Below are 15,243 nucleotides of genomic sequence, written 5' to 3'. Positions count from 1 at the left end.
GTTATATTTATGAAAGAATTGATAGAAAATCCGTTACTTTTGAAGGAGTTTTAAGCATTTTGTCGAAATTAATTCTTTATGATGAAGAAGAAAATCCTCTCAAAAAATTTAACGATTTTTCTAATCGCTGGTATATTCTTTTGCTTACTTACATTACTCCGTTTCGCCTGGTTGGATTTAACAAATGTTCCGGAAGGAGTCACTGCAAAACAAGGAACCGTTGATTTAAGAGCTATAAATACAAGCAATGATTTTAAAATTAGACTACAAGGAGAATGGGCATTATATCCAGACACTTTACTCGCAACAGATAAATCATCTGCATATGACAAACAAAAAGTTTATTCCAACCAACCTGAGTCCTGGAATAAATACTTTAAAAAACTTGGTGAAGTACAATACGGTTCTTATCGTTTAACAATTTTAAAACAACACAATGCACCTCAAATGTATGGTATGACAATACCTGAAGGATTAGCACCTTACGAACTGTATGTAAATGGGCAACTAATTGGCGGACTAGGAAATCTGAAATCAGACAACGAACTGACTGCCCCGATTAGTAGACCTATTACCTACTATTTTACCCTAGATTCGAACGAAAGTGAGATTATTATACAGGGCGTTCAAACAAACTGTTATTCACAGGGTGGATTTACAAAAGAGGTTATTTTTGGTGATTTGCACTCGATAGAAAAATCAAAATTCTTTTCCATCGCTACTCAGATAGCTGTATGTCTGGTTTTTTTATTTTATCTTCTCTTTGCTGTTTTACTTGTTGGAATTGGTATTAGGAGTAAATCACTCATATATTTTGCCATGATTATTATCTTCACTTGTATAACTGTACTTGTTTCTAGCAATAAAATTATTTATATGTATTTACCTATTAATTGGATTTGGGCAAACAAGCTGTATTATTTTTCTTATATTATAAATATATTGCTTTTCTTTTTATTCCTACGAGAATTAGTTAAGGAATACTCACAGCCACCTAAAATATTAAATGGTATCCCAGTGTTGTGTATTACTTATTTAGCATTTATTATTCTGTCTCCTGTAGAATATATTTTTAAAACAAAAATAATTTTTACAGCAATTTTTATTATTTCTCCTATTATTATAACTGTTTTCATACTATATATAGTAATAAAAGGACAAAAGGGAATTGTGTTTCTATTATTAACAGGTACATCAGTTGCCAGCAATTCACTATTTCTTCCGATAAAGCAGAATTCTACATTACCTTACAGTCATTATCCCTTTGATCTCCTAATTGCCATCACAGCATTATCAGCTTATTGGTTTACACGTTACTTCCAGACAACGCTACAAACCGAAAAGCTTTCTGTTAAGCTGCAAAAAGAAATCAATACAAAGGACGATTTTCTGGCGAATACTTCACATGAGCTACGCAATCCTCTCCATGGCATGATGAGCATTGCCCAAACACTATTGGTGAAGCAAAATTCCGATCTTCCTGAAAAAAATAGTGATGATGTAAAGCTACTTCTGACAATCGGCAATCATATGTCCTACATGCTGGATGATCTACTCGATTTAGTGCAGTTAAAGGAGAAAACACTCCGTCTGCATCCAAAGGCCATTAATGTGTATAATCTAGCAAGTGGCGTAAGCAGTATTTTCCTTTTTATGCTAAAAGGAAAGCCTATAGAGCTTATTATTAACATGCCAAAGGATTTACCGCCTGTCTTAGCAGACGAGACTCGACTTATTCAAATTTTCACCAACTTAATTCACAATGCTATTAAATTTACAGAAAAAGGTTCTATTACTATAGATGCTGAATTGGTCGGTAAAAAAATGTATATTTCAGTTACAGATACGGGAATCGGCATCGAGAAAAACATACAGGAGAGCATATTTGAACCATATGAGCAAGCGGATTCCAGCATAACATCTATTAGCGGTGGACTTGGACTAGGCTTAAGTATTTGCAAGGAGCTAGTAACCCTACATGGAGGAAAAATGTCATTGTCGTCCACTGTTGGCAAAGGCTCTACCTTTACCTTCTCATTACCTATTACTAATGAACAAGTGGACAATGAGGCAAGGATAAACGTTGACAATGATGCTTCTCTTTCTAAATATATCTCATTACTAAATAATCTCTCAAAATTTGAAAACGAAATAGCAGCGGTTACTGAAAAAGAAACACTAGTGACTAGCCATTCGAGAATTTTAATTGTTGATGATGATGCAGTAAACCTGCAAGTACTTGCCAATGTGCTCTCTACGGAGGCTTATGATATTGAAACGGCTTTAAGTGGACCCGAAGCACTGGAAAAACTACAAAATAATAGCTTTGATTTGGTCATTTCCGATATTATGATGCCACATATGTCAGGCTATGAATTGGCGAAGAATATCCGTGAACAATTCTCCATTTCTGAATTACCAATCTTGTTCCTAACAGCTCGTCAGCAAAGAGAGGATATACAGCTTGCCTTTTTAAGTGGAGCGAATGACTATGTCAAAAAACCAATGGAATATGTAGAGCTTAAGTCAAGGGTCCATGCACTCGTTCACGTAAAACAATCAAGTGAGGAACGCCTACGAATCGAAGCAGCTTGGCTACAGGCACAAATTCAGCCCCACTTTTTCTTTAACACACTAAACTCGATTATTTCGTTGCATGGCGTGGATAATGAGCAAATGGAGAAGCTTTTACTAGCATTTAGTGACTATTTACAAATGAGCTTCGATTTTCAAAATGTCGATTTGGCCGTACCTATCGACTATGAATTAAAGCTTGTGCGCTCTTATCTTGCCATTGAGCAAATTCGCTTTGGTGATAGAATTAAGGTTATCTGGGATATCCCGGAGAATATAGAGCTGTCCGTTCCTCCTCTATCAATTCAAACACTCGTTGAGAACGCCATCCAGCATGGCATTTTACCAAAATGCGAAGGTGGAAGCGTGACAATCCGTATTACAGAGGCAGTGCAATATTTTACTATAGCCATTTCCGATAATGGCGTTGGCTTTGATAATACCATACCCCAAAAGAAAACAAGCGTTGGTCTTGTTAATACCCAACAACGCCTAAAACAATTATTTAACGCAGAACTAACCATTGAGAGTGCGATTGGACAAGGTACAACCATCTCATTCCCAATTCCTAAAAAATAAGGATAGAGCGAATTAGGCTCTATCCGTTGATCTTGAAGGGCTATCCATTACTTTAGAGGTTCTATCCGTCACTTTTAAGCTACTATCCATCAGTTCGACCATTCTATCCGTTTTATAAACAAAACAACAGGCATAGATCTTTACTGCCTGTTGTTTTTACGTTACATAAGCAATATCTCTGCTGTAAAGATCTTAAAATCATTTAAATGATTCTCGATGATTGCCTGAAGTATATTTAATTCAATTGTTTGATAATCATGTACAGCAATATTCCGAAATCCAACCATATTCATTAATGTTTTTGCTAATGCATGATTTATAATATTATTTTCCTCGAGCAACTTGAATGCTTCTCGACTTGTTTTGGGCAAACCAAGCTTTAAATCACTAACAATATGCATGACCAAATCAATACTAGCTTCACACGCTCGTTGAATATTTAAAATAATACTATCCTGCTTGGTAAAATCCATTAAATTTCTTGGATTATCACCATACACTTCCCTAACACGATTCACACATCGTTCAATTGTTGCAACCTTATTTAAAACAACATCATTATTCACCATAGACACTACCTCTTTCTTCAATTGCCTTTAGAATTTCTGCACGTTGTTCATTTAACGTCACATACATGGACAATGCCTTCATACGTTCTTTAACAAAGGTGTTTTCATCTTTGCAATCAATAACAATACCACTTGAAAAAATTTGAGCTGCAAACACTGTATCAACCGTTTTAATATCAACTAAATCAATATCTACATCACAAGACTGTGCAAGCTCTCCTGCTAAAAGAAAACGTTCATAAGCCGAAAGCTGTCTTGCTGCAAAATACGCAATATCTAAATCGCTATCTTCCCGTTCCGAACCCTGCGCAAACGAACCAAAAACAATAATAAAGGTCGGATTTACAGCTAATTCTAGCTTTTCTACAACTATCTTCTGCCAATTTTGCTGCAAATCAAACACCTCCATTCATTAAAATCATTATAACAAACTCTACCCTTTGTTTGATGACTCTATTCGTTATTTTGGAGGTTCTATTATTGCATTGTTACACCATTTAATAGACTGTGTTCAGACATTCAATCCATCGTCATAATAGCTTACCACGTATTAGTATTAAGTAGTTGGTGCAAAATCGCCATCTCGGAAACCATTAATGATGCCTACCGTGTGATTTATCCATCTCGTTTGTCCCCATAAACTAAATGGCTACACTTTTCTTTTTCAAAAAATCTAGAAAAATTAACGGGCTTAGAGGGAATCTATATGAATATTACAACCATACACAAAAACATCTGATTGCTGTATAGTACCCTTTTATAGGTCGCGATTCAGAACATTTAAGAAAGCTTATTATAATGATGATTTTTCCGCCCATTCCATTGCTTCATGGTATAAAAGATCAATGTTTGCCAGATCAATATTTAATTGAGGAGCTAATTCCTCTAAGTTTGACCAATCTAATTTACCTAAGGCAATACTGAATTCAAGATATGGTGTCATCTCAGTTTGATGACCAAAAATCGTGTTCGTTATGTCTTCTGAAAATGGTAGCTGTTGTAAAATTACGTCAATTGGTCTTTGTAGCAAAGTATCTATTAATGAAAACATGCCTACCAAAAAGTATTCAGAGAAGTTTTGCTTATTGGAGAGCTTTGCCAATTTTTCACATACCTTCGCCCGGAATAATGATGTACGCATAACCTCTTTAAAGAGATCCGTATCAGTATTAATATCAATTTCCCGCATAGCTAATAAGTAAATCCATTTGCGTAAATTTGATATCCCAAGTAGTACTATCGCTTGTTTTATAGAGCGCACTTTGGATTTAGAACGTCTAGAAGAACTATCAATCATTTGCAATAATTTATACGTTAATGAAAGATCACGCTCAATATTATCAGCTAGTAGCTGTATATCAGGTTCCTCTTCCTTTAATAGAGTAATAATGTAGAAATATTGAAGGGTATTCGCTGGTATATCTGTAGCTTTAATTATTTGGGGTTGTTCAAAAAAATAGCCTTGGAATAACTCATAGCCTGAGTGTTTTGCAACTTCAAATTGATTACGTGTCTCCACTTTTTCTGCGAGCAGCTTAATGTGTGGGAAATTTTCCTTCACTTTATTTTCAATTTCCATTCTCTTGAGTAATGGTGACGATAAAAAATCAATTTTTATATAATCAATATGGGCAAACAGCTCATCATAAATTTGAACATGCTCATCCAATATAAAATCATCTAATGCTATTTTATATCCATAAAGCTTCAGCTCAATTACTCTCTCTACTAATTGTGGTGTAAGAGGGACATCCTCTAATATCTCAATAACAACCTCTGATGGATTCAAATATTCATTGATTGAGCCCATGAGCAAGTTTTCTGTAAAATTCACAAAACAAGGCTTACCTTTTGTTACCTCTTCAATACCAATTGAAAGAAATGAATTTACTAGTACGTCAACTGTAGCCGCATCTGAATCAACCATCGGGAAAGTATTTCCGCTTTTACTACGATATAATAATTCATACGCAACGACTTGTTCATGAAGGTTAAAAATTGGCTGTCTACCGATAAATACTTCCATTTTAATCCTCCGTTTTTGTGTAATTAATGAATAAATGGAACATTTTTCATCATTTCATATCTATACATTAACATTTCGTTCTAAACAGTTTCTGAACAAACCTCGAACGAATTTTGCAAGGTCGTTGAGCGATCCTTCAGTCCAAACATTCTATCCACCATTTTTTATAGTAGTGGCTTTAATACTCCAATCAATAAAATATCGTTTCATGCTAATTTTTTAAACTTTCCCTATCTAAGTACATAAGTCATATCATCATAAAAAAACATACAAACTATATACCTATTCCTCCAAAATACGAATAAAAAGATCCTAAGCTATGATAAAATTGATTTATCACCATATCTTGGGATGGATAACAAAAATTTTTATAAGTTTAATTAGCCATGCATCAAAATTTTCTCAAACTAATTCACCATCAAACTTTTCCAATAGGAGGTTTTCTTATATTATGACAAACAAAAAAAGACTAGCATTACTAGCTCTAGTTGCAGTCCCTTCACTTATTTATACGACATCTACTACAACAGCTGCTGCAGCTGATTTCTCAAACCAGCCTACAGCAGCCTACATATACAATGTTGCAAATTATAACTCGAACGTCGCGAGTGTTATTCAGCTTATTTCAAATATCAATAACACAACAGCTTCTTTCCAAACATCGTTAGAATCTGCTCTTAAAGCCTATAACGCCTTAAATGAAAACGAGAAACAATATGTAACCAATTATGCTACTCTCTCTTATCATCAACAAACGAGAATTGCGTATCGCAGGCTTGCTGCGCAAATTGAAGAGAAATTAGCTTCTGTTGAATCGACTTCTGTAAACTATTATCAAAATGTCTTAGAAACAAGAGATTGGTATAATACGTTGAATGCTGCACAAAAAACCTTTGTAAGCGCACAAACACAAAAGACATTGACATCCTCTATCTTGCCGAATACTTCTACAGATAAAGTGGTCAATAAAATTAAATTATTAAACTCGTCTCGCACTAACTTCCATAAAGATGTCGCTGATGCCAGAGCTGAGCTGAATGCTTTACGAAAATATTCGAACATCTCATTACCTTCTGGGATTGAGCAGCTTTTACTAGATGCTGAGCAACTTGTTGCAAAAGATAAAACCGTAGCGAAGGAAGTAGAAAATGCCATTAAAGCTCTATCACCTAAAATTTCCACTGCTCAGGATGTTCAAGCAGTGAAAACAGCATTTGAAGCTTTGACACCTGTACAACAGCAGCTTGTTCCAAATGTCTGGACATTAGTAGACTATGTAAACGGCAAATATTCACTATCTACGAATGGTAACGGGACAAAAACCTCCACTTTATCCGATACAGCCGCGGTACCTGGTAAAACTACGGCGATGACTAAAAGCAAGAATACCTATAAAGCTAAAATAAATGTGGCTGACTCTGAAATTGATACAGAACGCTATGTACTAACAACCAATGCCAATATGACGGTCATTATACCTCCGCTAGAAACTCTTCTTAATGAGGATAGTGGTGTGATGGATATTCAAGTTACACGAAATTTGAATCGTATTAATTTCCAGGCAACATTAAATAAAAAACCTGTTAAATATGAGGCTGATATGGAAATCATTATTGAAAATATACCTTCCAACTCCTATATTGTTCGGATCGATGAATTCGGAGAGAGAATGCCAGCTGACTATACCATTGATGGCAATCGAATTTATATTCAAACAACTACATCTGGTACATTCCAAATTGTTAGAAACTAAAATGATTTTTATAAACGAAATAAAAGCACGCTAGGCGCAGTATCCACCTAGCGTGCTTCATGTTATTGGCATTCTTATTTGCAATGAAAATCGTTCTCATTTATAGTGGATATAATAAGAAATTTTTAACATATCTTATTACTTAAGGAGCGTTCAAGAATTGAATTTAAACATCGATACAAATGATTTAGACTCACTCTATAGCGAAATTGAATGCAGACAGCTGATTCTGCCGTCCAATCAAAAAGCCTATAGTTTACCCATCCATAATGGCTCAGGCACCATTGAAAGACAGCTTTTAAGAGTAGGGATGGAAATGAATTGGTTTCAGGCTCAAACGAATGAACCTATATCTTTAAGCTGCGACGTTCGTTATCCTCATCTTGAATTGTTCTATCCGCTATCTGGGGATGGATTTTGGGGAACAAATGGCAAGGAATTTAGCTTAGCAGCCAATACCTCCAATTTTCTATTTGTTCAAGACACGAAAATATATTCAGAGCTGACGCCGAAGGAAAAGGTAGTCATGATGGAATTACGTATAGATTTAAGGCACTTTAAACAATTATTATTAGAAAATAAACATCTTTTTGAGCAGTCATTTTTTTGTCAGCAAATATCCGAGCCCTCTCACATTCATAGACTAATCGAGCAAATAAAGAATTGTCCTTATACTGGCATGCTGAAACAGCTCTATATAGAGGGAAAAGCACTTGAATTATTAACCCTTCATTTAAACGGAATAGAGCTTGAAGAGAATAAGAAAAAAGCCGCCACGAAGCTTAATGAAACTGATATTCATGCTCTCTATCATGCTAAGGAGATTTTAAACAACTGCTGGAGAACGCCTCCAAGTATTTTAGCACTAGCCAAAATGATTGGCTTAAATGACTATAAATTAAAATATGGCTTCAAAGAAATATTTGGTACAACCGTATTCGGCTATGTTAGAGATTTACGTATGGTAGAAGCTCGAAAAATTTTAGAGCATGGGAAGGCAAATGTCAGCGAAACAGCGCTAATGGTTGGGTATCAAAATTTAAGTCATTTTGCTACATTATTTCGCAAAACATTTGGTTATAACCCTAGTGAAATATTAAAAAAATAAAAAATAGTCATTCTTAAAAATTCTCTCAAGATTTTTCAATCATTGAGAGAATTTTTACATTGTCCTATTTTAATGCATTATAAATATCTTCAATTCCTTTTATTTTGGCAAGAGCTAATGGACCAGGTAAAGATGGATCATCTAAGTAATAAACTTGCTTATTTTTAACTGCGTTTAAACTTGACCAGACGGCGCTATGTTCCAAATCTTTTTGAACACCACCTGCAATTGGTGTTTGCCAATTATTCACAACGAAAATATGATCTGGATTTAGTTTACCTAGGCCTTCTAGACTTATGGTTCCCCCTTTTTCAGCCTCTGGAACTGGCTTTAATCCTAATCCATTATAAAAGGGTTCAAATCTTTCTATATCCCATGTGACAAATTTTTCTTTCCCCTGGTACATTGTAAACAATACAGTTTCATTACTATGCTTACTAAGTTCTTGTTTATACCTAGCCGTTTTTTCATCAAAATCTACTAGCACTTCTCTTACTTTTTCTTCTGCTCCAACAATTTCACCAATTTGCATTAATGTTTCTCTCCAATCGCCTGCTTGTGGCAAAATCACTGTTGGAGCTATTTTAGATAATTGTTCGTATTTGTCGCTCATATCATCAGCTGCAATAATCAAATCTGGTTTAACAGCAAGTACCTTTTCAATATCTACTTCCTGACCAAGATCTATAATTGTATGATCTTTTATTAACTCATTTAAGTAAGGGAAATTTCTCTGAATAGTACCAATCCCTTGACCAGCAATTGGAAATACACCTAAAACAGCTAAATAATCTACAAAGGATATGTAGGGTGTCGCAATTCTTTCGGGCTTTTTATCAATAGTTGTACTGCCTTCTAAATGGTGAATTATTTTTGGATACTGAGTCTGTTCCACTGTAGAATTAGGAGCCTCCTTCTTCATATCTACTTCTGTTATGTTCCTAGAACATCCTGTCACCATGAGTAGTAAACAAAGAAAAACAAAAATACATTTATAATTTTTCAATCTACACATCTATTTATTCCTCCTTAATGATTGAAAATGATAATCAATATCATTATTAAGTTTATATAAAAATTTTTATTTTTCTACCATTTCCGGGATTATTTATACTAGTATACGGATTTTTTTCGTCAAAACTGTTGTTAAAAAATCCATTTGCCGTTAAAGAAAATCCCTTATTGAGTAGCGGCTCATACAATTCACATTGATAATTATTATCAATAAAGGAGGAATTGACTTGCAGCCAAAAAAAGTTATCTTTTTATCAATGATTATTTGTTATATCGGATTTGGGGTTATAATCCCAATTCTTGCACCTTTAATTCGCGAGATAGGGCTTCAGGAAAGGCATGCTGGAATTGTTATTTCTATCGCTGCCTTAGTATTATTACTAGCAGCTCCTTTCTGGGGAACACAAAGTGATCGTATAGGTCGGAAAAAGGTCATGGTGATTGGATTTGTTGGTTTCTCATTTAGCTTAGCCTTTTTCGCCTTTTTAGGATGGATAGGCATGAAGGATTTATTACCAATCAATGTTGTGTTCATCCTATTACTTAGCTCGAGAATTATGTTTGGCTTCTTTTTCCCGGCTATTTCATCATCCTCACAGGCATTGATGGCAGATCTCACATCTGTGCAAGAGAGATCAGCAGGTATGGCCATGATAGGTGCAGCCACAGGGATTGGCTTTATTATTGGTCCGGCCCTAGGAGCATTTCTATCAACGATCAATCTAATTTTCCCAGTTATTATCACAGCTATCCTTGCATTAATCGCTGTCATTTTGATAGCCGTGCAAATTCCTAAAACAGAGCCGACTGTAGTAGCCAATAAACGCACTAAAATTAAATTAACAACTAGTGGTCTTCGTCCCTATCTACTTATTGCTACGAGTGTCATGTCAATGATTGTTATGCTTCAAGTAACATCTGGTTTTTTTATACAAGATCGATTTTCATTAAACGCTAAGGAAACGGCAATCTGGGTAGGCATTGGTATGTTTGCCGTTGGTATAATGATGGCACTTGTGCAAATGACAGTTATTCAAAAACGTCAGTATTCACCACGTAGGCTGGTACGTATCGGCCTGCCAATACTTCTACTAGGATTTGTCCTATTAATCGAGTGGAATCATTTAGCTGGATTTGTGATTGCCTTTATGCTATTTGGCATTGGTGGAGGTTTTCTAATGTCAGGTTATACAACTGGCATCTCCTTGGCAGCCGGAAAGGAGAATCAGGGTGCTGCTGGCGGTTTAACAGCTATTGCTACTGGAATTGGTTCATTAGTTGCACCAATTATTGGAACAGAGTTATATCGTATACATCCAGATACACCCTATTGGATTTGCATTACAATTAGTCTTCTACTAATTATATATGTATTTTCTTCACATAAGGGCTTAGTCATTGACCACACTGTAAAGAAAGAAGCAAGAGAAAACAAAGCATCTCTTGTATAATTATTTCATCATGTCTATTAAAAAAAGCTGCCTTTCTAGTAACACTAAAACTAGTAAGCAGCTTTTATCATGCTTATTTTGTTGTGGCTAATAAACGATCCACAATGAAATCTAATTGTTTATTTAATGAATAAATGTCATTGTAATAACAAAAACCAAAATCTATTTCTATAAACCTACCTTCTTTAATAGCCGGAATATTAACCCATACTGGATGCTTTGTTAAATCTGCCATTCCTTCATAGGATGAACGAAAAACATAATCACCTGCATAATCCGTTAATGTCTCTAAAGAAACATCCATTGCCTGCTGTTTATTATCTTTATCATCAATCTTTTGTTGAATAATTTTTGGAGCCTTCAATCCCAAATGCCCATATATTATTTGTGAACCACGCCCAAAGGTATAGCTTGTCACAACTGACATTTTCCCCTTGCCGCCTTCCATAATACTAACGGTTTTATCTAAAATGTTTGCCTCTTTTAGCTTTTCTTGGCTATCCTCTACTTTTTCATAAAAATTAGCCAAAAGCTCTTTTGCCTCTTTTTCTTTCCCTAGAACTTCACCAATCTTTGTTAAGCGTTGATCTAATGACGTTGTTGCATCATCTATGACGATTGTAGGCGCAATTTTTTCCATTTGTCCAAATAGCTCCTCATTACTTGGTACAATAATAACATCTGGTTTTAGTTGTATCACAGCCTCGACATTAGGTTCAAACCATTCACCTAAATTTTGAGTATTTTTTAATTCTTCCTCAAATGCAGCTCCCTCTTGGATTTTTGAAGAGCCAATAGGTGTTACACCAAAAGCTAGCACATCGCCTGTATAATACATCACAACTATTCGTTCAGGATTAATCGGGATTTCTACATCTCCTTTAATAGTAGAGACAATTTTCGTCTGAGATGCAGCTGCTTCTGTTTGCGTGGTAGACGCTTGATTTTCTCCGCTTGCCGTATTAGTGGTAGCTCCGCCAGTACAGGCACTTAATAAAAGTGTGAGACACAATAAAAGTGTCGCAATAGTTGAAGTTCCTCTTTTATTCATTGATTCATACTTCCTCTCTCTATATTGATAACCATTCTCAATATAATATTGGAAACTAAAATCAACAATGGAGTATCTTTCAGACATTGAAGGACTATCCTTTACTAAACCACTGGCTTGCTCTCTTTGACGGAATTGTGTGGGTGAAATACCTACTCTTTTTTTGAACAATCTACTAAAATAGTAAACATCGCTATATCCTACACTCATAGCAATTTCACGTAAGCTCGCATCCGTCTTTACAAGTAAAATTGTGGCCTTGTCAATTCGATGCTGTATTAAATATTCAATGGGACTACAACCTAATTGTTGCTTAAATTGAATGGATAAATGAGATGGACTATAACTTAATGCCTTCCCCATGGATTCTAAGGTCAAAGGTTGTGCATAATTTTCTTCAATATAGGCTTTAATTTGGGCAGATATACTCCATTTTTGAATCTCTACATCCCCACCATAAAATTGTAGAAAAATTTCATTTAATAATTGATAAAATAGTGATTTAACAGTAAATTTCCCAAGGTTATTTGCATTCTTCCACTTTCTATACATCGCATGTACTTTTTCAAAAACTGTGATGGGTGAGTTAGGTACAAGATTGAATTGAGTTTTAAAGGGATTATTCTGTTGCATAGCTCTTGCTATCAGTTTATTAGTGGTTAAGGGGATGGAGGCACGGTAAAAAATCATATAATATTCTAGTCCATCATTTTTAGCAATTATTTTCAGGATAGACCCCTTTCCTCCATGAATGAGATGGAAGCCCTCAACCGAATACTTTGTAAAATCTAGTGAGACTTCGGCATCTCCTCTTATCGAATAAAGGAACATACTAGCAGGCAATTTATATGTATTCCCGATTTCTTCAGGCTTTAATATTACACGGCGTATATCCAATACTTTAATCGTTGCATGATTCCAAAGAAGTATAAACTCCTCTTTTGACAGCATCCCATATCATTCCTCCCAGTACATTACTACCTTCCAGTTTATTATAATTGATAATCATTCTCAATTTAATTTTTCACATGCTACCTTTTTTCTTACATAAAAAATCACTCAAACCATCAAATGTTTGAGTGATCGTATTAATTTTTACTTTTAAAAAGGGGCGGATTATTTATCTTGACCATGCTGTACTAACAGCTCTGTCACTTCCTCTATTTGCCCTAAAATAGAGATAGGGTCTGAAAACCAGAAACTCCATCCATCAATTTCAAAAATTTGGTCATTTTTCACAGCATCTAATGTTTTCCAAATTGGCTCGTTTTTATAATCGTATGTTTCCACAGCTTTATCAATAGCCATAAAAATATAATCCCCTGCATAATCTGTAAGCAATTCAGGTGATAATTGCAGCCAAGGCTTTTCAGAATCAATATCCTCTAATACTTTTGCAGGTGGAGTTAGTCCAAGCCCATCATAAAATGATCGCCCTGTATAGCCATTACCGTATAATGTTATGTCATTTTTTGCTCCACCAGCAAAAATCGTAACTGTTTCATCCTTACCAACAATATCCTGAACAGTTTGTCTGGCTTTTGCTATCCTTTGATTATAGTCATCTAACCAAGCCTTCACTTCTTCCTCTTTATCTAAAATTCTACTAAATTCCTCCAATGTTGCATTCATTTCTAAAGTAAAGGGTATTAAGACAGTAGGCGCTATTTTTGCATATGCTTCGTATTTCTTCTCGTCCCCAGTAATAATAAGATCAGGTTTTAAATCAACGACTGCTTCAAGAGATTCTTCAAAATAAGCAATTCCTTCATTATGCTTCTTTAAGTAAGGACTTTTCATATAAAGCTCCTGTGTTCCAACTGGTTTAATGCCTAAGGTCAATAAAAAGCCTGGATAATAATCTGTTACAATACGTTTTGGATCAATAGGAATTTCTACATCACCATTCACAGTAGATACGATCTTGGTTGTCGACTGTACTTCTGTTGATTGATTAGTTGGTGCTTTTGTCTCTCCATTAGAGCTATTTATTGCTGTACCACCGGAGCAAGCACTTAGGAATAAAGTAAAACAGAGAAATAGAGTCGCCATTATAGAAGACTTTGCTTTCTTATTCATCGGTAAATCTCCTTTTTGAATATATTGATAATAATTATCATTATCAATATAATGTTGCAGTAACTTCTTGTCATTAGACAAAGAAAGCCGATGAATAGGACGATACGATTCATTACGTTTATGCTGATTTTGTTGTTTAAATTGTACAGGGGTTAACCCATTGTATTTTTTAAAAATACGAATGAAATAGGAAACATCTTCATAGCCAACACTGATGGCTATTTCCTGCAAGCTTGCTTGAGTATATAGTAGTAATTGCTGTGCCTTTTGAATTCTTATATGAATGAGATAATCAATAATACTTCTACCTGTCTTAAGTTTGAACTGCTTTGCTAGATAGGGAACACTATAATTTAAAATTTGTGCAATGGATTCTCTCGTAATTGACTGACTATAATATTCTTCAATATAATCTTTAATTTGCTCAACTAGATCAGGTTTATGAACATGCACCTGTTGTTTATAGAGCTGTCGTAAAAGCTCGTAAACAAATTGATAAAACAATGCTTTAACATGAAAATGCTCTAAGTCCCCTTGTGTATCCCATTCCCTATGCATAGCTTCAAGTTTTTCCTGTAAAGTCAATGCATGATAGACTTGAAACGCATATTGAAACTGAAATGGATTATCGCGTTCCATTAATGTCAGTATCTCCGTTTTGCAAGGATGAGACATACTAGCTTTGTAAAGAATTAGGTAATATTCAAATACATCCTCTACAGGGCTGATATGGAGGCACCCCCCTTTACCACTATGTAATATATGAGAACGTTCTAGCTTAAAATTCTTTCCATCCAATATTACATTGGCCCTTCCCTTAGTGGCATATAGGAAACTACTTGCAGGTAACCGATAAGAGGCAAGCTGTTCATCTTGCTCCATCCTTGTAAAACGTATATCAAATATGCGAAGGGAAGCAGATTTCCACAAAAGTAAATGATCCTCTATTTTCATTGTTCATTTCCACACCTTTCTAATGAAAACATAGAAAAATTAGGTGATTACTTTTGTCATCATTATAAATGATAAACATTCTCAA

10 protein-coding genes are annotated in these 15,243 nt (G+C 34.9%); 4 read left to right on the top strand and 6 right to left on the bottom strand.

All coding sequences use genetic code 11. The annotated features are described in order from the left end of the window. Nucleotides 1-78: 78 nt before the first annotated feature. Nucleotides 79-3,153, top strand: a complete 3,075-nt coding sequence (locus ACQKIM_RS04525) for an ATP-binding protein (protein ID WP_427539702.1) — start codon at nt 79-81, stop codon at nt 3,151-3,153. Between the two features lie 161 nt (nt 3,154-3,314). Here ACQKIM_RS04525 and hepT read toward each other — a convergent pair whose 3' ends face one another. From hepT to ACQKIM_RS04510, 3 genes are all read right to left on the bottom strand, one after another. Then, on the bottom strand, nt 3,315-3,719 hold the full coding sequence (gene hepT, locus ACQKIM_RS04520) for a type VII toxin-antitoxin system HepT family RNase toxin (protein ID WP_427539774.1): 405 nt from the start codon (nt 3,717-3,719) through the stop codon (nt 3,315-3,317). Further along, complete coding sequence (mntA, locus tag ACQKIM_RS04515) at nt 3,712-4,131, bottom strand: type VII toxin-antitoxin system MntA family adenylyltransferase antitoxin (protein ID WP_427539698.1); 420 nt, start codon at nt 4,129-4,131, stop codon at nt 3,712-3,714. Before mntA ends, hepT begins: the two co-directional genes overlap by 8 nt. 384 nt (nt 4,132-4,515) lie before the next feature. Next, on the bottom strand, nt 4,516-5,748 hold the full coding sequence (locus ACQKIM_RS04510) for an EAL and HDOD domain-containing protein (RefSeq protein ID WP_427539695.1): 1,233 nt from the start codon (nt 5,746-5,748) through the stop codon (nt 4,516-4,518). 451 nt (nt 5,749-6,199) lie between these two features. Between ACQKIM_RS04510 and ACQKIM_RS04505 the strand changes: the two genes are divergently transcribed. Further along, the gene (locus ACQKIM_RS04505; RefSeq protein WP_427539692.1) at nt 6,200-7,501 is read left to right on the top strand and encodes a hypothetical protein; all 1,302 of its coding nucleotides are present in this window, start codon (nt 6,200-6,202) and stop codon (nt 7,499-7,501) included. Nucleotides 7,502-7,661: 160 nt separating this feature from the next. Beyond that, nucleotides 7,662-8,609 carry a helix-turn-helix transcriptional regulator gene (locus ACQKIM_RS04500; protein ID WP_427539689.1) on the top strand — a complete coding sequence of 316 codons (948 nt, stop codon included), beginning with the start codon at nt 7,662-7,664 and terminating at the stop codon, nt 8,607-8,609. A 64-nt stretch (nt 8,610-8,673) separates the two neighbouring features. Here ACQKIM_RS04500 and ACQKIM_RS04495 read toward each other — a convergent pair whose 3' ends face one another. Further along, a complete protein-coding gene (locus tag ACQKIM_RS04495; RefSeq protein ID WP_427539686.1) occupies nt 8,674-9,504 on the bottom strand; it encodes an ABC transporter substrate-binding protein in 831 nt (276 codons plus the stop codon). Nucleotides 9,505-9,850: 346 nt separating this feature from the next. On the opposite strand from ACQKIM_RS04495, the gene ACQKIM_RS04490 reads away from it, so the two are divergent. After that, on the top strand, nt 9,851-11,074 hold the full coding sequence (locus ACQKIM_RS04490) for an MFS transporter (protein WP_427539683.1): 1,224 nt from the start codon (nt 9,851-9,853) through the stop codon (nt 11,072-11,074). Nucleotides 11,075-11,147: 73 nt separating this feature from the next. On the opposite strand, the gene ACQKIM_RS04485 is transcribed toward ACQKIM_RS04490, so the two are convergent. Together ACQKIM_RS04485 and ACQKIM_RS04480 are read right to left on the bottom strand one after the other, a co-directional pair. Further along, nucleotides 11,148-13,076, bottom strand: coding sequence for an AraC family transcriptional regulator (locus ACQKIM_RS04485; RefSeq protein WP_427539680.1), 1,929 nt, complete (start codon nt 13,074-13,076; stop codon nt 11,148-11,150). A gap of 165 nt (nt 13,077-13,241) precedes the next feature. Beyond that, nucleotides 13,242-15,158, bottom strand: a complete 1,917-nt coding sequence (locus ACQKIM_RS04480) for an AraC family transcriptional regulator (RefSeq protein ID WP_427539677.1) — start codon at nt 15,156-15,158, stop codon at nt 13,242-13,244. Between the last annotated feature and the right edge of the window lie 85 nt (nt 15,159-15,243).

It is taken from the genome of Lysinibacillus sp. NPDC047702, from assembly GCF_050272555.1.
Lineage (GTDB): Bacteria > Bacillota > Bacilli > Bacillales_A > Planococcaceae > Lysinibacillus.
The sequence above is the reverse complement of the archived record's forward strand: the minus strand, read 5'-3'. Positions and strand labels throughout refer to the sequence as shown.